Genomic DNA, 19,805 nt, shown 5'->3' on the forward strand with positions numbered 1-19,805 from the left:
GCTTGCCTGCACGCGTCCTTTTCTCTTCCATCCACCATTCAACCAACGGCTCAACCATGGCAGCAGTGATTTGCGGGTCCCTCGCGTTCGACACCATCATGACTTTCGAGGGCCGGTTCGCCGACCAGATTCTTCCGGACCAGCTGCACATCCTCAATGTGTCGTTCCTGGTCCCGACGCTACGGCGCGACTTCGGCGGCTGTGCCGGCAACATCGCCTACAGCCTCAATGCACTGGGCGGCACTGCGCTACCGATGGCCACGCTCGGCAGCGACGGCGCCTCGTACCTCGAGCGCATGCGCTCGCTGGGCATCGACACCGAGTTCGTGCGCCAGCTCGACGACACCTTCACTGCGCAGGCGATGATCATGAGCGACATCGACAACAACCAGATCACCGCCTTCCACCCCGGCGCGATGCAGCAGGCGCACATCACGAAGGTGGCTGCGCGCGACGACATCAAGCTCGGCATCATCGCGCCTGATGGCCGCGACGCGATGCTGCAGCACGCGGAGCAGTTCGCTGCCGCCGGCATTCCGTTCGTGTTCGATCCGGGCCAGGGTTTGCCGATGTTCGACGGCGAGGCGCTGCGTCATTTCGTCGATCTCGCGAGCTGGGTGGTGGTGAACGACTACGAAGGAAAGATGCTGTCGCAGCGCACCGGCTGGAGCCTGGCCGAGATCTCGAAGCGCGTGCGCGGACTGGTGGTCACGCTGGCGGCCGAGGGCTGCGAGATCTGGACTGACGGCGAGCGCGAGCACGTGCCGGGCGTGGTGGCCACCGAAGTGGTCGAGCCCACGGGCTGCGGCGACGCATGGCGTGGCGCGCTGCTGTTCGGTCTGGAAAAGGGTTGGCCGCTGGCGCAGTGCGCAGCGCTGGGCAACAAGGTCGGCGCGATCAAGATCGCGCAGCGTGGCCCGCAGAACTACGAGATCGATCGCAAGGCCCTGGGTCTCTGATCTTCTTCCCGCAGAAGCGCCAATAAAAAAGCCCGACACCGCGAGGTGTCGGGCTTTGCGCCTTCAAGGCCGCTGAGAAACTCAGGGCTTGCTGGCCGTGGGGAACGGCCAGGCTGCCTGGGGATTCAGCGTCGTTTGCGCCGCAGGGGCAGGCGCTACGGCTGCAGCCTTGGCGGGCGCAGCGGCCTTGGGAGCCTTCTTCGCAGCAGGCTTTTTGGCAGCAGGCTTTTTCGCGGCTTTCTTGGCCGCAGCCTTTTTCGCAGGCGCCTTCTTGGCAGCAGCCTTCTTCGCAGGCGCCTTCTTGGCGGCGGCCTTCTTTGCCGGGGCCTTCTTGGCAGCAGCCTTCTTCGCAGGCGCCTTCTTCGCTACGGCCTTCTTCGCCGGAGCCTTCTTGGCAGCGGCCTTCTTGGCCGGTGCTGCCTTCTTGGCGGCTACCTTCTTCGCAGGAGCCTTCTTGGCAGCGACCTTCTTGGCCGGTGCCTTCTTGGCGGCTACCTTCTTTGCCGGAGCCTTCTTAGCGGCCACAGCCTTCTTTGCCGGAGCCTTCTTTGCAGCGGCTTTCTTAGCCGGCGCTTTCTTTGCAGTTGCCATTTCTATTTCTCCTTGATCAAGTTGAAAAAATCAACCTATTGAAGCACTCCACGCACGTTGGGTAGCGTGAAGCGATTCATGGCGTTGAGATCTGAGCCCCAGCACCATGAACACCTGAGCCCCAGTCCATGCCGCGCTCTTTGGCGCGATCGGTGGCAAGGGCAATTCTTGAATTCATTAATTCTTGTCGAAAGATTCAATCCCAGGAGAGCGCACCACCCGACTGGTACTCGATCACGCGGGTTTCGAAAAAGTTGCGCTCTTTCTTCAGGTCAATCATTTCGCTCATCCAGGGGAACGGATTTTCTTCGTTCGGGAAGAGCGTTTCGAGGCCGATCTGCTGTGCACGCCGGTTAGCGATGTAGCGCAGGTAGCCCTTGAACATGGAGGCGTTCATGCCGAGCACGCCACGTGGCATGGTGTCTTCGGCGTATTTGTATTCGAGCTCGACGGCGCGCATGAAGAGCGCCTTGATCTCGGCCTTGAACTCGGAGGTCCAGAGGCCGGGGTTCTCGAGCTTGAGCTGGTTGATCAGGTCGATGCCGAAGTTGCAGTGCATCGACTCGTCACGCAGGATGTACTGGTACTGCTCGGCGGCGCCGGTCATCTTGTTCTGGCGGCCCAGCGCGAGGATCTGCGTGAAGCCGACGTAGAAAAACAGGCCTTCCATCAGGCAGGCGAACACGATGAGCGACTTGAGCAGCGTCTGGTCGGTCTCGTGGGTGCCGGTCTTGAAGTTCGGGTCGCTGATGGCGTCGATGAACGGGATCAGGAACTGGTCCTTCTCGCGGATCGACGGCACTTCGTTGTAGGCGTTGAAGATCTCGCTCTCGTCCAGGCCGAGCGACTCGACGATGTACTGGTACGCGTGCGTGTGGATCGCTTCCTCGAAGGCCTGGCGCAGCAGGAACTGGCGGCATTCGGGGGCCGTGATGTGGCGATAGGTGCCCAGCACGATGTTGTTGGCGGCCAGCGAGTCGGCGGTCACGAAGAAGCCGAGGTTGCGCTTGACGATGCGGCGCTCGTCTTCGGTCAGGCCGTTCGGGTCTTTCCAGAGCGCGATGTCGCGCGTCATGTTCACTTCCTGCGGCATCCAGTGGTTGGCGCAGGTGGCGAGGTACTTTTCCCACGCCCATTTGTACTTGAACGGCACCAACTGGTTGACGTCGGTCTGGCCGTTGATGATGCGCTTGTCGGAAGCCTTGACGCGTTGGGTGGCAGCAGGCGTTGCTGCTGCGGCGGCGGCAACTGGACGCACGACCGCGCCGTCATCGAGCGCGCGGAGCGCGGGTTGCGCAATCGACGAAGTCGGAGCGTCCACCGAACGGCCTGCGGGCAAGCCGCTGGTCGATGCGTTGTGGTGCTGCAATCCTTGTTGCATATCCTTTGGTAAGGAGGGCTTGACTTCTTCGTCCCAGGTCAACATAGAAAAATCCAATGCTCAAATTATCGGAGTAACGATGTGAGTTGCAAAGTGCTCGTTCACATCGCACGCCATTTATGTGGTTGTTATGTTGCTCGCATGCATCGCGCGATGTCAGTCAATGCCTTCATTGAGTGAACGTCGCGCGATTTTTTGCATGCACCTCACTGACTCACTGTCGCGAGCATCGACGCGTTATTGGCACGCTTCACAGGTCGGATCGTCCACACCGCAGAACGCGATGTCGGTGGCGGGCATTGCGCTCATCTGTGCCTTCGCTGCAGCAGCGGCGGCTTCGAGTGCGCTCATGCCCGAGGGTGCGTCGTTGCCCGACGACACCGCGTTGAGACGGCCCGATTGCACCGTCGACTTCTCGGCGTGCGTCGCGCTCTGCGTACGCAGGTAGTACGTGGTCTTCAGGCCGCGCAGCCATGCGAGCTTGTAGGTGTCGTCGAGCTTCTTGCCCGATGCACCGGCCATGTAGATGTTCAGCGACTGCGCCTGGTCGATCCACTTCTGGCGACGCGCAGCGGCTTCGACCAGCCACGTGGTTTCGACTTCGAACGCGGTGGCGTAGAGCGCCTTCACATCCTGCGGCACGCGGTCGATGGGACGCAGCGAACCGTCGAAGTGCTTCAGGTCCATCACCATCACGTCGTCCCACAGGCCCAGGCGCTTCAGGTCGCGCACCAGGTAGTGGTTGATCACGGTGAATTCGCCCGACAGGTTCGACTTGACCGACAGGTTGCCGAAGCAGGGTTCGATCGAAGCGTCCACGCCGATGATGTTCGAGATGGTCGCCGTCGGTGCGATGGCCACGCAGTTCGAATTGCGCATGCCGTCGGCCTTGATCTTCGAGCGCAGCGCGTCCCAGTCGAGGGTAGCCGAGCGGTCGACTTCGACGTAGCCGCCGCGTGCCTTTTCCAGCAGGTCGAGCGAGTCGATCGGCAGGATGCCCTTGTCCCACAGCGAGCCCTTGTAGCTCGAGTACTTGCCGCGTTCACGCGCCAGGTCGGTCGAGGCCCAGTAGGCGTGGTAGCAGATGGCTTCCATCGACTCGTCGGCGAACTGCACGGCTTCTTGTGATGCGTAGGGAATGCGCAGTTCGTACAGCGCGTCCTGGAAGCCCATCAGGCCCAGGCCGACCGGACGGTGGCGCAGGTTCGAGTCGCGCGCCTTCTTCACGGCGTAGTAGTTGATGTCGATCACGTTGTCGAGCATGCGCATCGCCGTGGAGATCGTCTTCTTCAGCTTTTCCTGGTCGACCTTGCCGTCCTTCAGGTGCTGCAGCAGGTTCACGGAACCCAGGTTGCAGACGGCGGTTTCGGTGTCGCTGGTGTTCAGCGTGATCTCGGTGCAGAGGTTCGACGAGTGCACCACGCCTGCGTGCTGCTGCGGCGAGCGCACGTTGCAGGCGTCCTTGAACGTGATCCAGGGGTGGCCGGTCTCGAACAGCATCGTGAGCATCTTGCGCCACAGGTCGGTCGCCTGGATGGTGCGCGCGGGCTTGATGTCGCCGCGGGCAGCCTTCTCTTCGTAGGCCACGTAGGCCTTCTCGAAGTCGGCGCCGAACAGGTCGTGCAGGTCGGGCACGTTGGAGGGCGAGAACAGCGTCCAGGTGCCCTTTTCCATCACGCGGCGCATGAACAGGTCGGGGATCCAGTTGGCGGTGTTCATGTCGTGCGTGCGGCGGCGGTCGTCGCCGGTGTTCTTGCGCAGCTCCAGGAACTCCTCGATGTCGAGGTGCCAGGTTTCGAGGTACGTGCAGACAGCGCCCTTGCGCTTGCCGCCCTGGTTCACGGCCACGGCCGTGTCGTTCACCACCTTCAGGAACGGCACCACGCCCTGCGATTCGCCGTTCGTGCCCTTGATGTGGCTGCCGAGCGCGCGAACGCGGGTCCAGTCGTTGCCCAGGCCGCCGGCGAACTTCGACAGCAGCGCGTTTTCCTTGATCGACTCGTAGATGCCGTCGAGGTCGTCGGGCACCGTGGTCAGGTAGCAGCTCGACAGCTGCGAGCGCAGCGTGCCGGCGTTGAACAGCGTGGGCGTGCTCGACATGAAGTCGAACGACGACAGCACTTCGTAGAACTCGATGGCGCGGGCTTCGCGGTCGATTTCGTTCAGCGACAGGCCCATGGCCACGCGCATGAAGAAGGCCTGCGGCAGCTCGATGCGGGTCTTGCGCACGTGCAGGAAGTAGCGGTCGTACAGGGTCTGCAGGCCGAGGTAGTCGAACTGGTTGTCACGCTCGGCCTTCAGCGCCGCGCCCAGGCGGGGCAGGTCGTACTGCAGCAGCTTTTCGTCGAGCAGGTCGTTGTCCACGCCCTTCTTGATGAACTGCGGGAAGTAGTCGGCGTAGGCGGTGGCGCGCTCGGCCGGCATCACTTCGCGGCCGATGATCTCCTTGAAGATCGTGTGCAGCAGCAGGCGCGCGGTGGCGAAGGTGTAGTCGGGGTCTTTCTCGATCAGCGTGCGGGCCGCCAGGATCGAAGCCTTGTAGACCTCGTCGAGCGGCACGCCGTCGTACAGGTTGCGCATCGTCTCGGCGACGATGGGGGCGGACGTGATGCTGTCGCCCAGGTTTTCGCAGGCCGACTCGATCAGGCCCTTGAGTTCGTTCAGGTCAAGGGTGACGAGCTCGCCGTTGTCCAGCACGTGCAGTGCGGGCGCGGCCGGCACGTCTTGCTCGCCCTGCTTCGAGCGCTCCTGCGTGCGGCGTTCGCGGTACAGCACGTAGGCGCGGGCAATTTCATGGTGGCCGCCGCGCATCAGGCCGAGCTCGACCTGGTCTTGCACGTCTTCGATGTGGAAGGTGCCGCCGCCCGGACGCGAGCGCACCAGCGCGCGGATCACGCCCTGCGTGAGCACGTCGACCGTTTCGCGCACGCTGGCCGAAGCCGCGCCCTGAGTGCCGTGTACGGCCAGGAAGGCTTTCATCATCGCGATGGCGATCTTGTTCGGCTCGAAGGGCACGACAGCGCCGTTGCGGCGGATGATCTGGTAGTGGGCCAGGTTCTGGCCGGTGGGGGAGCCAGCAGTGTCTCGCTGCTGCTGCGGTGGCGTCGAGGGAACGGCACGCGGGGTCGATTGGGGGGTCAGGGCAGTTTGCATTCGCTTCCTCTCGGTTGGCAATTCTTGTTGGATGGCGGCGCCTGGGCCGGGCGCTGCGCCGGTGTGGATGACCGGACAGGGGACACTATATCTAGGGTGCGGGGGGTGTACAACCCACTAGATGTAGCGTTTTCCTATGGATACAAGGATTGCCGGTACTACTTCCGCCATAGGACACGGCCAGCGATGCCGCTTGAATACTGGCCTATGGTCTCTCAACCCGCATGGGGCTTGGCTTGCAAGCCGATTTGGGCCTGCAGGCCGCATGGTTGCTGAATCGCGCGGTTGCTATTTTCGCATTGCTGCGCTGCAAGAGCGACGCATCACGAGACGCCGCACGATTGAAAAAATTAGCGCTGCACCACCTGCAGCGGAAACATCTGTGGATTCCAGCCGAGCTGTTCGCGCAGCAGGCGCCAGTCGAAGCCCGCGCCCGGATCCTGTTTGCGGCCCGGCGCGATGTGCTCGTGGCCGGCGATGTGCGCGATCGCGTAGTGCTGCGCGATGGCGGCGCACAGGCTCGCGAGCGTCTCGTATTGCGGCTCTTCGAAGGGCTGGCCTTCGAGGCCTTCAAGCTCGATGCCGACTGAGTCGTCGTTGCAGTTGCCGCGGCCGCGCCACGACGACACGCCGGCATGCCAGGCACGGTCGTCGCAGCTCACGAACTGCCAGAGTTCGCCGTTGCGGCGCACGTAGAAATGCGAAGACACCTCGAGGCCGCGGATCGACTGGAAGTAGGGGTGCGCGTCCCAGTCGAGCTGGTTGGTGAACAGCTGCTGCACCGCGTCGCCGCCGTATTCACCGGGCGGCAGGCTGATCGAGTGCAGCACGATGAGGTCGGTCTGCGCGCCTGCGGGGCGGGGTCCGAAGTTCGGCGAGCGCAGCGCCTTCGCGAAACGGTACCAGCCGGCTTGCCAGAGCCCGCTGTCGTTGGCTTCAGTCGTCGACATGGCTGCTCGCGCCATCGTCGCCGTTGGGCGTGGTGATGCCCAGTCGCGCGATGCGGTAGCGGATCTGGCGCAGGCTCATGCCGAGCCGCGCGGCGGCCGCGGTGCGGTTGAAGCCGCTCTCGTGCAGCGCACGCACGAGGATCTCGCGCTCCTGCTGGTCGAGATAGGCCTGCAGGTCGGAGGGCAGCGGCGGCGGCGCGGCCTTGGGCGGCGCCACCGGAAGTGGAGCCAGCGCGACAGGCGCGTCGGTGACGGGCGACAGCGGTGCTGGCGCGGACGCCGCGGCTTCGGCCGCAGCGGTGAAGCCGCCCATCAGGTCGAGATGAAGTTCGTCGCCGTCGTTCAGCGCCACCGCGCGGTGCAGCAGGTTTTCGAGCTCGCGCACGTTGCCGTTCAGCGGATGCTGCGCGAGGCGGCGCAGCAGTTCGTTCGACAGATGCGGCACGGGTAGGCCGCCGTCCTGTGCGATGCGCGAGAGCAGCGCGGCGCACAGCGCGGGCAGGTCCTCGCGCCGGTCGCGCAGTGCGGGCACGGCGATCTCGATCACGTTGAGGCGGTAGAAAAGATCCTGGCGGAAGCGGCCGGCCTGCACTTCGGCGTGCAGGTCTTTGTGGGTGGCGCTGACGATGCGCACGTCGACAGCTTCTTCCTGCGTCGAGCCGATCGAGCGCACGCTGCGCTCCTGGATCGCGCGCAGCAGCTTCGACTGCATGGCCAGCGGCAGGTCGCCGATCTCGTCGAGAAACAGCGTGCCGCCGCGCGCGGCCTGGAAGTAGCCGTCACGGTCCTGCGAGGAGCCGGTGTATGAGCCCTTGCGCGCGCCGAAGAATTCGGCCTCGAGCAGGTTCTCGGGAATCGCGCCGCAGTTCACCGCGACGAAGGGGCCTTCGCTGCGCTGGCTGCAGGCATGCACGGCGCGCGCAACCAGTTCCTTGCCTGTGCCCGATTCGCCGCGCACCAGCACCGGCGCCATGCCGCGCGCCACCTTTGCGATGCGCGACTTGACGAGGCGCATGGGCTCCGATTCGCCCACGAGACGGTCGAGCGCGGCAATGCCGGTGCCGGAGGTGACCACCGTTGCGTCGGCGCTGTTGTTGCTCGCGGGTACCGCCTGCACGGGCTTGGCCACCGGCTGCGGCGCCAGCCGCGCCTGCACGGCGGAAGCCACGACGGCGCGGAACTGCTTCAGGTCGACCGGCTTCGTGAGGTAGTCGAAGGCGCCGGCCTTCAGCGCTTCCACCGCGTTCTCGGCCGAGCCGTATGCCGTCATCACCACGCAGCGCTCGCTGCGCTGGGCCTTCTGGATGCGGTGGATGATCTCCATGCCCTGCCCGTCGGGCAGCCGCATGTCGGTGATCACGGCGTCGAAGCGGCCGGCCTCCAGGTGCTGCCAGGCTTCCGACACGCTGCCCGCGGCCTCGACGCGATAGCCCTCGCGCAGCAGCGTCAATTCATAGAGCGTGCGCAGGTCGGGTTCGTCGTCGATGACCAGGATCTGCGCCGGTCGCTGGGTGGAAGGGGGGGGAGTGCTCACGGCGCTATTGTGTCAGCCGGTTTTCGCTGGGGGCGAAGCTGACGAAGAATTCGTTGCCCTCGGGCCCGCCCGGCACCAGCGCGCGCCGCTCGTAGCCGATGGTGGCGCCATGCCGCCGGCACAGCTCGCGGCACAGGAACAGGCCGAGCCCGCTGGAGCGGCTTTCGGAAGAGAAGAAGGGCTCGAACAGGTGCCGCTGCACCGCCGGCTCCAGCGGCGCGCCGTCGCTCCATACCATCAGGCTGGGGCGGTTGGTGCCGCTGCGCTGCAGCGCGGTCAGCACCTGGATCGAGTCTTCGCGCTTGCCGGCGTAGCGCGAGGCGTTGTCCAGCAGGTTCACGATCAGGCGGCGCAGGTGCTCGGCGTCGAAGCGCACCTCGCTGCTGGGCGCATCGAGCGACACCAGCACGCCCTTGCGCTGGGTCTGGCGCACCCATTCCTCGGCCAGCACCTGCACCGCGGGGTCGAGCACGACCTGCTCGCCGAGCGACAGCACGCGTTGCTGTCGGGCACGCGAGACGTCGAGCACGTCGTCCACGATGCGCGCGAGCCGCTGCGCGTTGTGCTGCACCATGCTTGTGAGCTTGCGGTGCGCGGGGTCGGTCAGGTCTTCGTTGAGCAGCGCGCTGGCCTGGGTGATGGCGGCCAGCGGATTGCGGATTTCATGCGCCACGGCCGCCGACATGCGGCCCATCGCGGCCAGCTTCTCGGTGCGGATGCGGGCTTCGAGCTCGCGCAGGTCCTGCAGGAACATCACGCACAGGCTGTCGATGCGCTTCTCGCTGGTGGGCGTGAGCCGCGTGCGCACGCGCACCTCGCGCGCCGCGCCGCGCACCTGCGCCACCGGGATTTCTTCCGTCTGCGGCGCCCGCCGCGCGAAGGTCTGGCGCGCCAGCGCGGCCAGCGCATGCCAGGCAGGCTGGGCATGCAGCGGGAACGGCAGCGTCAGCTTCGCCAGGCCCTGGCCGAGGATGGCATCGGCTGCTGGGTTGGCCGCATGCACCAGGCCTTCAGCGTCGATCACCAGCACGCCTTCGCTCAGCGTCTCGATTACCAGGTCGTTGACCTGCGCCTGCATCTGCGCACTGCTGCGGCTGCGCTGCGCCACGGCTTCCTCGCGCGCCAGCCGGCGGGCCATTTCGTGCGCGAGCAGCGCCACCACGAAGAGACCCGTGCCGGTGAGCGCCGCCTGCACGAAGCGCGGCGAAGAATCGCCCGGCTGCTGCAGCCAGTGCCAGCCCGCGTCGGCCAGCAACAGCAGCGTGACCGTGGCAGTGGTGCCCAGGCTCACGATCATGGTGCCCAGCACCGCGCTCATGAGCACCGGCAGCGCGAACAGCGGCGTGTAGTTGACGTTGCCGCCCTGCAGCACCTGCAAGGCGGTGAAGGCGGCCAGATCGATGCCGATGGTCAGCAGCCAGAGCGCGGCAAAACCGCGGATCGGCGGCTGCACGCGCGTGTAGCGCATGCCCAGCCAGGTCGCGGCGAGGTAGAGCGCCGAGATGGTGATGGCCACCGGCTGCATCGTCTGCCCGATGACAAAGGCCACGCCCTGCAGCAGCATCAGCACCAGTGCGATGAAGCAGCGCGCGGCCATGAAGCCACGCCAGAGCCGGATCAGCGCCGAGCTTTCGCCAGTGCCCTGGTCGAGCACGTCCCAATCGGTGACCGGCTCGCCGCGCGACCAGAGGGGGGCGCTCATTGGGGCGTTGCGGCTTCGCGGTGCGCGGTGCTGCAATAGACCGCGCCGCCGGGGCCAGCGATGGCATCGGTCGCCGGCAGGTGCAGGCCGCAATGGGCGCAGCGCACCATGGCCTGCGGCGGGCCGGCTGGCGCGGAGGGGCGCTGCTGCGCCTTGGCCGCGCGCTCGCGCATGGCGTCGCGCATTTCTTCGCGGCGGTTCTTGCGCCAGAGCCAGATCGCGACCCAGAGCACCGCGAGGACGAGGAGGTATTTCATTTCAGACGGGAGGACGCGCAAGCACCACTTCGAGCACGAAGCGTGAACCCACGTAGGCCAGCAGCAACAGGGCCGAGCCGGCGTACAGCACGCGGCGCGCAGTGCGGCCGCGCCAGCCGAAGCGGGCCCGGCCGATCAAAAGGATCGCGAAGGTGATCCAGGCGAGCACCGAGAAGATGGTCTTGTGGTCCCACTTCCAGACGCGGCCGGCGGCGCCGTACAGCTGCTCGCTGAACAGCAGGCCGGCCAGCAGCGTGGCCGACAGCAGCACGAAGCCGGCGGTGACGAATCGGAAGGTGAGCCGTTCGAGCGTGAGCAGCGGCACGCCGCCCTGCGGCTCGGCGGTGGCCAGGCGGATCTGCTTTTCGGCACGGGTGATCAGCCAGGCGTGCACGACAGCGGCGCCGAACAGGCCGTACGAGGCGATGCCCAGCGCCAGATGCAGCGGCAGCCACGGCGAAGCCGTGACGTGCAGCGGCGTGCCGGGAAACAGGATGGCCAGCAGCACCGCGGCCGCGCCCAGCCAGGCGAGCGCGCGCCGCACCTTCAATTGGGGATACATGCGGCTTTCGACCGCGTAGACGGTGAGCACCAGCCACGCGGTGACCGACAGGGCGGGTGCGAAACCGAAGCGCGGCTCGCTGCCGATGAGGCCGTGGGCCAGCACGGCGGCATGCAGAATCCATGCAATTCCGAGGGCCCACTGGGTCGATTGACGGCTCAGTTTGGCACCGGCACCGGCAACGAAACCGTAGGCAACCGCAGTGGCGATGCCCAGCGCCACGCCGAGCGGGGAGGGGATCGCTAAAATCATCGGCCGGAGTGTACCGGCTGAATTAAGACCTCCCCCAGGCTTCGCGCACTTCGTGTCGCTTCGCCAACCCCCTCACCGGGGGCAACACCAGCGGCCCGGCGAAGCCGGTTCCGCGGTGTTCCACCAGGGCGGGGCGGCGATACTGGCTTCAGATTTTTCGTTTCCTGCGATTTTCCATTTGTCCCGCCCCAGCGGGCAGCAAGGCTTCCTCTTCATGGCCACCGCCCTCACAGAAAAGTTCTCCCGCCTCGTCAAGACGATGAGCGGCCAGGCCCGCATCACCGAAAGCAACGTGCAGGACATGCTGCGCGAAGTGCGCATGGCGCTGCTGGAGGCCGACGTGGCGCTGCCCGTGGTGCGCGACTTCGTCGCCCGCGTGAAAGAGAAGTCGCTCGGCCAGGAAGTGCTGGGCTCGCTCAAGCCGGGCCAGGCGCTGGTCGGCATCGTCAATCGGGAACTCGCCGCAACCATGGGCGAGGGCGTGTCCGACATCAACCTCGCGGCCCAGCCGCCGGCGGTGATCCTGATGGCCGGCCTGCAAGGCGCGGGCAAGACCACCACCACCGCCAAGCTTGCCAAGCACCTGATCGAAAAGCGCAAGAAGAAGGTGCTCACCGTGTCGGGCGACGTGTATCGCCCAGCCGCCATCGAGCAGCTCAAGACCGTTACCAAGCAGGCCGGCGCCGAGTGGTTCCCGAGCACGCCCGACCAGAAGCCGCTGGACATCGCACGCGCCGCGCTCGACCACGCCAAGCGCCATTACTTCGACGTGCTGCTGGTCGACACCGCCGGCCGCCTTGCCATCGACGAAGTGCTGATGACCGAAATCAAGCAGCTGCATGCGGCGCTCGACCCGGTCGAAACCCTGTTCGTGGTCGATGCCATGCAGGGCCAGGACGCGATCAACACCGCCAAGGCCTTCAAGGAAGCGCTGCCGCTCACCGGCATCATCCTGACCAAGACCGATGGCGACTCGCGCGGCGGTGCGGCGCTGTCGGTGCGCCAGGTCACGGGCGTGCCGATCAAGTTCGCGGGCACCAGCGAGAAGATCGACGGCCTGGAAGTGTTCGACGCCGAGCGCCATGCGGGCCGCATCCTGGGCATGGGCGACATCGTCGCGCTGGTCGAGCAGGTCACGGCCGGTGTCGACGTGGCGGCGGCGCAGAAGCTCGCCGCCAAGGTCAAGAGCGGCGCGGGCTTCGACCTCAACGACTTCCTCGGCCAGCTGCAGCAGATGAAGCAGATGGGCGGCCTCTCCAGCCTGATGGACAAGCTGCCCGCGCAGATGGCCGCCAAGGCCACCGAAGCCGACATGACCCGCGCCGAGCGCGACATCCGCCGCAAGGAAGGCATCATCAACAGCATGACGCCGTTGGAGCGCCGCAAGCCCGAACTGCTGAAGGCCACGCGCAAGCGCCGCATCGCGGCCGGCGCCGGCGTGCAGGTTCAGGAAGTGAACCGCCTGCTCAACGAGTTCGAGCAGATGCAGGGGATGATGAAGAAGATGAAGGGCGCCGGCCTCATGAAGATGATGAAGAAGATGGGCGGCATGAAGGGCATGGGCGGAATGGGTGGGCCCGGCGGTCCCAAGCTGCCGTTCTAGGCGAACGCTTCGCCCCTCCATATATATAAGAAGGCCCGCCGGTTCGCACTGGCGGGCCTTCTGTCTTCAGGTCTGCACTTCGTAGACCGTTTCGTGCGCCTCGGTTGGCGCAGGCAACTCCCAGCGGTGCAGCATCCGCTCGATGCCCGCGTTCGACAGCGTCGTGTCGCGCTCGCGGTTGCGGCGCATCAGCTCTGCGTGCGGCGCTTCCAGGTACACCAGTTCGATCTGCGCGTGGTAGGCCCACAGCAGGTCGAGCGTCTTGGTGCGCATCTGCTGGCTCAGGTGCGTGGCGTTCCAGACGAAGCGCTCCTGCTTGCGCAGCAACGCCTTCGCCTGGTCGACCGCGTGATGTGCCGCGAGCCCGTCGTTCTCGCCGTGCTTCAGGCCCAGCTCGGCGCGCGCATCGTCGAAGGACACAACCGGCCAGCCCTCGCGGTGCCGTGCCACCCAGTGATTCTTGCCGCTGGCCGGCAGGCCGCACATCACCGTTACCCGTGAGCCCGGCGTCTGGAACAGCGGGTAGTCGGGGCTGGTGTCGGCTCCGCGGAAGTAGGCCAGGCGCGTGTGAGCGTCGACCATCTGGCGAGGGCCTTCCCAGCAGCCTTCTTCCTGTGCCAGCTCCTCGAAGAGCGCGATGTCGGCCATGCTGTCCGCGCGCTTCTCGTAGTGGCGGCCGAGCATGTCGCAGCGCGCCACGCAACACAGGTCGGGCAGGCTCAGCTCCCAGGAGAGCTTGTGCACCAGCCACTCCGGCCGCACGCCCTTGCGCGAGGCGAAGGCGTGGAACGGCACCTGGTGCACGGCGATGATCCGGCAGACGGCCTCGCGCAGCGCGAAAGGCACGCGGGCCTTCCACATCAGCACCCGCACGTCGACCGCGCCGCGGCGCGAGTGGCCGGGCTGGCCGATGCGGCCGCTGGCTTCGTCGATCACCGTGGTGTCGGGCTTGGCGATGTCGTGCAGCAGGCAGGCCATGAACAGCACGAAGCGGCCGTCGGCATCGGCGCGCTGGTAGTGCGCGTCCTGCATCAGCGCGTCGAGCACCATGCGCGTGTGGATGCCGACGTTGCCTTCGGCGTGGTAGTACGGGTCTTGCGGCGTCTCTTCGAGGCGCAGCAAGGCCGGCAGCAGGTCGCAGCATTGCGCCCAGTCGGTGCCTTTGTCGGGCGCGGGCACCAGGGCGCGCAGATCGTCGTATGTCATCGCGGCCTCCCTTGGGTTGCGAGTTCGGCGGGGTCGCGCAAGGTGCGCAGCCCCAGGTCTTGCCAGGTGACCGGCGGCGTCGGTGCGTAGAGATCTACGCCGGGCGCGAGCCGGTTGGGCAGCACCGGCCGGCGGCTGTGGTGCGAGCCCGAGTCGAGGATGGTCTGGACGAAGTCCGGGCGCACCCACTTGTAGCGGCCCGTCACCTGCCCATCCGATTCGGTCTTGAGGTACAGGCCCTCGGCCAGATCGGACAGGTCGGTCTGCTGGCGCACGAGATCGAGCGGCTGGCCTTCGTTCGCCACCGCGTCCTCGAAGGCCGTCTTCCAGTCCGTGCTGCGCGCCAGCGAAGGCCGCACGAGCGCTCGCAGTGCTTTGGCATGGCGCGGCATCTCGCCTTCGTAGAGCACGGGCACCGGCAGCACGGGGCTGCCCGCGAGCAACGCATGCCGCGCCGGTGTCGAGAGAAAGCGCTGCGCCTGCCGGTCGTAGATGTCGAACTCCAGGAAGAAGGCCGGCAGCCGGTCGTACCAGCAGCTGTGCTTGGCAAAGCACCATTCGCCGTACATCACGTAGCGGTCTTCGAGGCGCTCCAGCAGCGCTGCTTCATGGGCGGCGGTCCAGTGCTTGAACAGGTTGAACTGCCGCTCGCCGGCGCCGCCTGCGAGGTAGTGGCCGCGCGATTGCAGCAGCAGTTCGCCCGCCGAAGTGAACGACACGGCCGCATTGGCGCCATCGAGTTTTTCCTCGATGACCACGTGCTGGCCATGCAGCGCCGACAGCGGCGTCTGGCCGTCGTCGCTGTCGCCCGCCTGCAGGCGCGAGCCTTCCAGATGCGCAGTACGCGGGTACTTGAGCAGCGGAATCGATGAAAGAGAAGAAGAGAGAGGGAACACGTTGTTCTCCAGATGGAAATCAGGAAGAACCGACAACGTGCGGGAGCGAAGCTGGAAAAGAGTGCGGTCAGCGGAAAGCGCAGCCAGGCGCCCGACTTGACCAGCAATGAAGTGGCGTTGTCGGCGTCAGAGGGTGATGACGGCGAATCGGGGCACTTGGCGCTCCAGGGGATCGAGGGATCCGTGGGTTGAAAAAAGGAAGGCGCGATTCTAGCCACGCGCCATGAAAAAAGCCGACCCTGAGGCCGGCTTTTCGAGGCGCTGTGTCTTCAGCGCATCAGGCGGTTGCCAGTGCGGGGCGCGCCAGGCGCACTGCATGCATCCATGCGCGGCGCAGCACGGCCGGCGAGCGCGATTCCTCGGGAATCAGCAGGTAGCCGCGGTCACGCAGCGTGGTGCCCAGCGCGATCTGGCTGGTCAGCACAGTCAGCGGGATCGCCAGCAGCAGCGGCAGGCCAACGGGCATGAGCCAGATCAGAGCACTCGGGTCGATCATCGCGACGCCGACGGCCAGCATGGCGATCACCAGCGTCATGGGCGCCAGCTGCGAGGCAGCGACCTTCCACGGCACGGCAGCGGCTTCACGCGGGGGCGACTTCCAGTCGAGCTTGATGCCGGTGAGGGCGACCAGCACGAACAGCGAATGGGCCAGCATGCGGACCGGGGCTTGCACGATGGCAAGGCCGCTTTCCATCACCGAGCTCTTCACCAGGCCCCACGCACCGCCGTACTGGCGTTGCTCACCGCGCATCAGCACGGCAGCGATGCCCAGCACGCGCGGCAGGAACAGCAGGCACAGGGTCCAGACCCACAGGCCGGCCAGTTCGGCGGGCAGCACGCTCCAGCTCGACACGAGGCTCGAGCCGCTCAGCCACAGGGCGGTGCCCAGCGTCAGGAACGCGAGCCACAGCGGAGCCGAGACATAGGCCATGGTGCCGGTCACGAACATCGCGCGGTGCACCGGGTGGATGCCGGGCTCGGCCATCAGGCGGGCGTTCTGCAGGTTGCCCTGGCACCAGCGGCGGTCACGCTGCAGTTCGGCCAGCAGGTCCGGCGGTTGCTGTTCGTAGCTGCCGACCAGGTCGGACACCAGCCACACGTTGTAGCCGGCTCGGCGCATCAGCGCAGCTTCGACGAAGTCGTGCGACATGATGCCGCCCGACATGCCGCCGGTGCCCTTGATCGGGGCCAGCGCGCAATGCTTCATGAAGGGTTCGACGCGAATGATGGCGTTGTGGCCCCAGTAGTGCGATTCGCCCAGTTGCCAGAACTGCATGCCCAGCGTGAACAGGCGGCCCGTCACGCGGGAAGCGAATTGCTGTGCGCGGGCGTGCAGCGTGACGTGGCCGATGGCTTGCGTCGCGGTCTGGATGATGCCGGCGGTAGGGTTGGCTTCCATCAGCTTGACCATCGAGGTCAGGCAGTCGCCGCTCATCACCGAGTCGGCGTCGAGCACGACCATGTAGCGGTAGTCCTTGCCCCAGCGGCGGCAGAAGTCGGCCACGTTGCCGGCCTTGCGGTGCGTGCGGCGGGTGCGCAGGCGGTAGTACACCTCGACCTGCGGCTGGTTCGGGCTCTCGGCCAGGGCGGCGCGCAGGTCTTCCCAGGCGGCGCGCTCGGCGGCGGCGGTCTCGGGGTTGTAGCTGTCGGACAGCACGAACACGTCGAATTGCTTGGCGTGGCCGGTGGCCGCGACCGATTCGCAGGTGGCGCGCAGGCCGGCGAACACCGTGGCCACGTCCTCGTTGCAGATCGGCATGATGATCGCGGTGCGTGCCTCGGGATTCATCGGGTGGTTGACCACCTGTTTCGCCGAGAGGGCGTGCTTGTCACCGCGCACGGAAACGTAGAAGCCCATGAGCGCGGTCACGAAGCCGGTCACGACCCAGCCCGAAAGCAGGCCGTAGAGACCGATCTGGCCGTATTCGAGCCAGAGGTTGTCGTAGTCGGGTTGCACGCTGGCGAACAGCGACGACGCGATCACGGTGCTCAGCAGCGTGAGCATCATGAAAGCGAAGCGGCGCTGTGCGGCGGCGCGCTGCCAGGGTTGCTTGGCCTGCCGGGCGTCGTGGACGCCGGCTTCGGCGTCACGGCCCGCGCCGAGCTTGACCAGCGCGGCGGTGCCGAGGCTGTTCCAGAAACCGCGCCAGGGGCGGGGTGCCATGGAACCGCGGTTGACGGGGGGAGCGGTGACCGAGTTGGGATGGCGTTCTTCGCGAACCGGGCTACGGCGCGAAAAATCGGTATCGGCCAGCACGTTCAGTTGGGAGAAGTCGTTCGGCTTCATGTGATTTACCAACGTTGCTTGTCGAGGGAAGGGGTGTCGCCAATGGCAGGAAAGCGCTTGATCACGCAATCCGGCTCAGCGCCGCCAGCGCTTGCGAGCGCGGCCAGCGAATGACCCGCGGCACGGGGCCGCGAGGGGGAAAACTGCTTTTGACGCAGGCCGTCGCGCTGCTGACGCAGTGCGAAAGATGGGCTGGTGAGTGCTGTCATGCCTGTACAGGGGCAAACCCTGTGCCAGGCTGGAAAAACGCTTTCAGATCAATGACTTGGAGCGATCTGACGGTGTTTTTCGCGGGGAGAGGCTGCTGGAAGGCCTCAAAACCCCTGTTTTTGTCGCCGAATCCCGACAAGCCTTCTGGGCTGGTGGGGATAGGCCATATAAATCAACGACTTAGGTGCGTCGCTACTCGGCGACAGGGTCCCCACCCGGAGCGACAGCATCGGCCTTGAAGTGGCCCGGCGTGAGTTCGTGCTTCTGCAAAAGCCGGTAGAACTCCGTGCGGTTGCGGTCGGCCAGGCGGGCCGCGTCGGCCACGTTGCCGTCCGTCAGTTTCAGCAGGCCGACGAGGTAATCGCGCTCGAAACGCTGCTTGGCTTCGGCGTAGGTCTGGACTTCGACCGTCGGCACACGCAGCGCCCGCTGCACCAGCGCCAGCGGAATCAGCGGCGAGCTCGACAGCGCACAGACCTGCTCGACCACGTTGAACAGCTGGCGCACATTGCCCGGCCAGGCTGCTGTTGTCAGCGCCTTCAGCGCCTCGGGCGCAAAGCCCGACAGCCGCTTGCCGTACTTGGTCGACAGGCGCTGCAGGAAGTGATTGGCCAAGAGCGGAATGTCTTCGCGCCGTGCCGAAAGTGGCGGCAGCGTGAGCGTCACCACGTTCAGGCGGTAATACAGGTCTTCGCGGAACTGGCCGGCTTCCATTGCGGCGTCGAGGTCGCGGTGGGTGGCCGAGACGATGCGCACGTCGACCTCGATCGACTGGCTCGCGCCCAGCGGCCGCACCGCGCGCTCCTGCAGCACGCGCAGCAGTTTGACCTGCAGGGCAGGCGGCATGTCTCCGATTTCGTCGAGCAGCAGCGTGCCGCCGTCGGCCTGCTGGAACAGGCCCTTGTGATTGGCGTGGGCGTCGGTGAAGGCGCCCTTCATGTGGCCGAACAGTTCCGACTCGAGCAGCGCTTCCGGAATGGCGCCGCAGTTCACGGCCACGAAGGGCTTGTCGGCGCGCGCGCTGGCCTTGTGGATGGCGCGCGCCAGCAGCTCCTTGCCGGCGCCGGAGTCGCCGCGCAGCAGCACGGAAGCATCTGACTTGGCGACCATGCGCGCCTCGGCCAGCAGCTCGGCCATGCGGTTGCTGCGGCTCACGATCTCGGCGCGCCAGCTGTCGTCGCCGGCCTTGCTCGGCGTGGTGGCGGGGGCGCCGAGCGCCAGTGCCTGCGCGATCTTGTCTAGCAGCTCGCGGCCGTCGTAGGGCTTGGTGAGGTAGGTGAACACGCCCCGCGCCGTAGCCTCGACCGCGTCGGGAATGGTGCCGTGCGCGGTGAGCAGAATCACCGGCAGCGAAGGGTGGCGCTTGCGGATCTCGTCGAACAGCTGGAGGCCGTCGCGCCCGGGCAGGCGCACGTCGCTCAGCACGAGCTGCGGATGCTCGATTTCCAACTGCGTGAGCGCCGTCTCTGCAGAGGTGACGGCCGTGACCTGGTAGCCCGCCGAGCTCAGCCGCATCGAGAGCAGCCGCAGCATGTCCGGGTCGTCGTCGACCACGAGAAGACGGGCGCCAGAGGTACTCATTGGTTCGGTTTGCTTCCGGTAGGCGGCGCCGCAGGGGTGGCTGCGGCCGGGGTGGTGTTGGGCCGCGCAAAGCTGCGCTCGATGGCGCGCAGGGCTTCGATGCGGTCGTTCAGCTGGTCTATGCGGCGCTGGCTGTCGCGCAGCTGCTGCACCTGCCTGTCACGGTCGTCTTCCACGCGGCGCTGCTCTACATAGCGCGCGGCCAGGGCGCGTGCCAGCGGATGCAGGGCCTGCGCCTCGGGCGCGGGGTTGGCGATCACGCGTTGCAGCAGGCCCAGCGCGCGCGCCAGGTCGGCTGGCACGCGGGTTTGCGAGAGCAGCAGCGCCAGTTGCATCTGCGCCGTGGGCGCATCGCCGGGGTCGCCGATGCGCGCGATTTCCGTGTTCAGGTCGGCGCCGTTCAGCGGGCGCACCCTGTCGGCATACGACAGCATGGCCGCCTGCGGCCCCTGCGTCATCAATGTGAAGAGCGACGAGGCCGGCTGCGTGGCCGGGGCCTTGGGCTCGGCCTCGACCGGCATCACGCGCGGCACGACCGGGGGCGGTGGCAGCGCATCGGCCTCCGCGGGCGGCTTGGGCTGCGTGGCGCAGGCGGCCAGCAGCAGGACGAAAGGCACGGTCATCGCCCCGGCGAAGGAGGAACGGCGGACGAACGAAAAAGACATGGGTCGAAGAAAGGAC

At 66.4% G+C, this 19,805-nt stretch carries 16 protein-coding genes; 2 read left to right on the forward strand and 14 right to left on the reverse strand.

The annotated features are described in order from the left end of the window. Positions 1 to 56: 56 nt before the first annotated feature. Positions 57 to 959, forward strand: coding sequence for a carbohydrate kinase family protein (locus AC07O3_RS31940; protein ID WP_093173018.1), 903 nt, complete (start codon positions 57 to 59; stop codon positions 957 to 959). An 81-nt stretch (positions 960 to 1,040) separates the two neighbouring features. On the opposite strand, the gene AC07O3_RS31945 is transcribed toward AC07O3_RS31940, so the two are convergent. The 8 genes from AC07O3_RS31945 to AC07O3_RS31980 form a co-directional block, all read right to left on the reverse strand. Then, positions 1,041 to 1,550: a histone H1-like DNA-binding protein gene (locus tag AC07O3_RS31945; RefSeq protein WP_019656794.1), complete on the reverse strand. Its 510-nt coding sequence runs from the start codon at positions 1,548 to 1,550 to the stop codon at positions 1,041 to 1,043. 196 nt (positions 1,551 to 1,746) lie between these two features. Beyond that, the gene (locus AC07O3_RS31950; RefSeq protein ID WP_097200119.1) at positions 1,747 to 2,976 is read right to left on the reverse strand and encodes a ribonucleotide-diphosphate reductase subunit beta; all 1,230 of its coding nucleotides are present in this window, start codon (positions 2,974 to 2,976) and stop codon (positions 1,747 to 1,749) included. 192 nt (positions 2,977 to 3,168) lie between these two features. After that, complete coding sequence (locus AC07O3_RS31955) at positions 3,169 to 6,084, reverse strand: ribonucleoside-diphosphate reductase subunit alpha (RefSeq protein ID WP_354338867.1); 2,916 nt, start codon at positions 6,082 to 6,084, stop codon at positions 3,169 to 3,171. Between the two features lie 350 nt (positions 6,085 to 6,434). After that, positions 6,435 to 7,034, reverse strand: a complete 600-nt coding sequence (gene ampD / locus AC07O3_RS31960) for a 1,6-anhydro-N-acetylmuramyl-L-alanine amidase AmpD (protein ID WP_495341249.1) — start codon at positions 7,032 to 7,034, stop codon at positions 6,435 to 6,437. After that, positions 7,021 to 8,568 carry a sigma-54-dependent transcriptional regulator gene (locus AC07O3_RS31965; RefSeq protein ID WP_495341250.1) on the reverse strand — a complete coding sequence of 516 codons (1,548 nt, stop codon included), beginning with the start codon at positions 8,566 to 8,568 and terminating at the stop codon, positions 7,021 to 7,023. Before AC07O3_RS31965 ends, ampD begins: the two co-directional genes overlap by 14 nt. Before the next feature lie 4 nt (positions 8,569 to 8,572). Further along, positions 8,573 to 10,270: a two-component system sensor histidine kinase NtrB gene (locus AC07O3_RS31970; protein WP_093078639.1), complete on the reverse strand. Its 1,698-nt coding sequence runs from the start codon at positions 10,268 to 10,270 to the stop codon at positions 8,573 to 8,575. Continuing rightward, entirely contained in the window at positions 10,267 to 10,527 is a 261-nt protein-coding gene (locus tag AC07O3_RS31975; RefSeq protein ID WP_097200115.1) for a PP0621 family protein, read from the reverse strand. The genes AC07O3_RS31970 and AC07O3_RS31975 overlap by 4 nt, the downstream gene beginning before the upstream one ends. 1 nt (position 10,528) lies before the next feature. Beyond that, positions 10,529 to 11,341: a cytochrome C assembly family protein gene (locus tag AC07O3_RS31980; protein ID WP_093056195.1), complete on the reverse strand. Its 813-nt coding sequence runs from the start codon at positions 11,339 to 11,341 to the stop codon at positions 10,529 to 10,531. 214 nt (positions 11,342 to 11,555) lie between these two features. Here AC07O3_RS31980 and ffh point away from each other — a divergent pair, with 214 nt between their 5' ends. Continuing rightward, on the forward strand, positions 11,556 to 12,944 hold the full coding sequence (gene ffh / locus AC07O3_RS31985) for a signal recognition particle protein (protein ID WP_093056193.1): 1,389 nt from the start codon (positions 11,556 to 11,558) through the stop codon (positions 12,942 to 12,944). 66 nt (positions 12,945 to 13,010) lie between these two features. On the opposite strand, the gene AC07O3_RS31990 is transcribed toward ffh, so the two are convergent. From AC07O3_RS31990 to AC07O3_RS32015, 6 genes are all read right to left on the reverse strand, one after another. Next, a complete protein-coding gene (locus tag AC07O3_RS31990; protein ID WP_495341251.1) occupies positions 13,011 to 14,150 on the reverse strand; it encodes an AAA family ATPase in 1,140 nt (379 codons plus the stop codon). Beyond that, entirely contained in the window at positions 14,147 to 15,046 is a 900-nt protein-coding gene (locus AC07O3_RS31995; protein WP_495341252.1) for an RNA ligase family protein, read from the reverse strand. The genes AC07O3_RS31990 and AC07O3_RS31995 overlap by 4 nt, the downstream gene beginning before the upstream one ends. A 277-nt stretch (positions 15,047 to 15,323) precedes the next feature. Continuing rightward, positions 15,324 to 17,333, reverse strand: coding sequence for a glucans biosynthesis glucosyltransferase MdoH (gene mdoH / locus AC07O3_RS32000; protein WP_097200110.1), 2,010 nt, complete (start codon positions 17,331 to 17,333; stop codon positions 15,324 to 15,326). 5 nt (positions 17,334 to 17,338) lie between these two features. After that, a complete protein-coding gene (locus AC07O3_RS32005; protein ID WP_093056182.1) occupies positions 17,339 to 17,542 on the reverse strand; it encodes a hypothetical protein in 204 nt (67 codons plus the stop codon). A 193-nt stretch (positions 17,543 to 17,735) separates the two neighbouring features. Then, complete coding sequence (locus tag AC07O3_RS32010) at positions 17,736 to 19,124, reverse strand: sigma 54-interacting transcriptional regulator (protein WP_093056180.1); 1,389 nt, start codon at positions 19,122 to 19,124, stop codon at positions 17,736 to 17,738. Further along, complete coding sequence (locus AC07O3_RS32015) at positions 19,121 to 19,789, reverse strand: hypothetical protein (protein WP_093056178.1); 669 nt, start codon at positions 19,787 to 19,789, stop codon at positions 19,121 to 19,123. The genes AC07O3_RS32010 and AC07O3_RS32015 overlap by 4 nt, the downstream gene beginning before the upstream one ends. Positions 19,790 to 19,805: the final 16 nt, after the last annotated feature.

Source organism: Variovorax sp. GW821-FHT09D05 (assembly GCF_059416325.1).

Coding starts and splice junctions, on each gene's coding strand:
- AC07O3_RS31940 (WP_093173018.1), top strand. CDS start 57: ATGGCAGCAGTGATTTGCGGGTCCCTCGCGTTCGACACCATCATGACT.
- AC07O3_RS31945 (WP_019656794.1), bottom strand. CDS start 1,550: ATGGCAACTGCAAAGAAAGCGCCGGCTAAGAAAGCCGCTGCAAAGAAG.
- AC07O3_RS31950 (WP_097200119.1), bottom strand. CDS start 2,976: ATGTTGACCTGGGACGAAGAAGTCAAGCCCTCCTTACCAAAGGATATG.
- AC07O3_RS31955 (WP_354338867.1), bottom strand. CDS start 6,084: ATGCAAACTGCCCTGACCCCCCAATCGACCCCGCGTGCCGTTCCCTCG.
- ampD (WP_495341249.1), bottom strand. CDS start 7,034: ATGTCGACGACTGAAGCCAACGACAGCGGGCTCTGGCAAGCCGGCTGG.
- AC07O3_RS31970 (WP_093078639.1), bottom strand. CDS start 10,270: ATGAGCGCCCCCCTCTGGTCGCGCGGCGAGCCGGTCACCGATTGGGAC.
- AC07O3_RS31975 (WP_097200115.1), bottom strand. CDS start 10,527: ATGAAATACCTCCTCGTCCTCGCGGTGCTCTGGGTCGCGATCTGGCTC.
- AC07O3_RS31980 (WP_093056195.1), bottom strand. CDS start 11,341: ATGATTTTAGCGATCCCCTCCCCGCTCGGCGTGGCGCTGGGCATCGCC.
- ffh (WP_093056193.1), top strand. CDS start 11,556: ATGGCCACCGCCCTCACAGAAAAGTTCTCCCGCCTCGTCAAGACGATG.
- AC07O3_RS31990 (WP_495341251.1), bottom strand. CDS start 14,150: ATGACATACGACGATCTGCGCGCCCTGGTGCCCGCGCCCGACAAAGGC.
- mdoH (WP_097200110.1), bottom strand. CDS start 17,333: ATGAAGCCGAACGACTTCTCCCAACTGAACGTGCTGGCCGATACCGAT.
- AC07O3_RS32005 (WP_093056182.1), bottom strand. CDS start 17,542: ATGACAGCACTCACCAGCCCATCTTTCGCACTGCGTCAGCAGCGCGAC.
- AC07O3_RS32010 (WP_093056180.1), bottom strand. CDS start 19,124: ATGAGTACCTCTGGCGCCCGTCTTCTCGTGGTCGACGACGACCCGGAC.
- AC07O3_RS32015 (WP_093056178.1), bottom strand. CDS start 19,789: ATGTCTTTTTCGTTCGTCCGCCGTTCCTCCTTCGCCGGGGCGATGACC.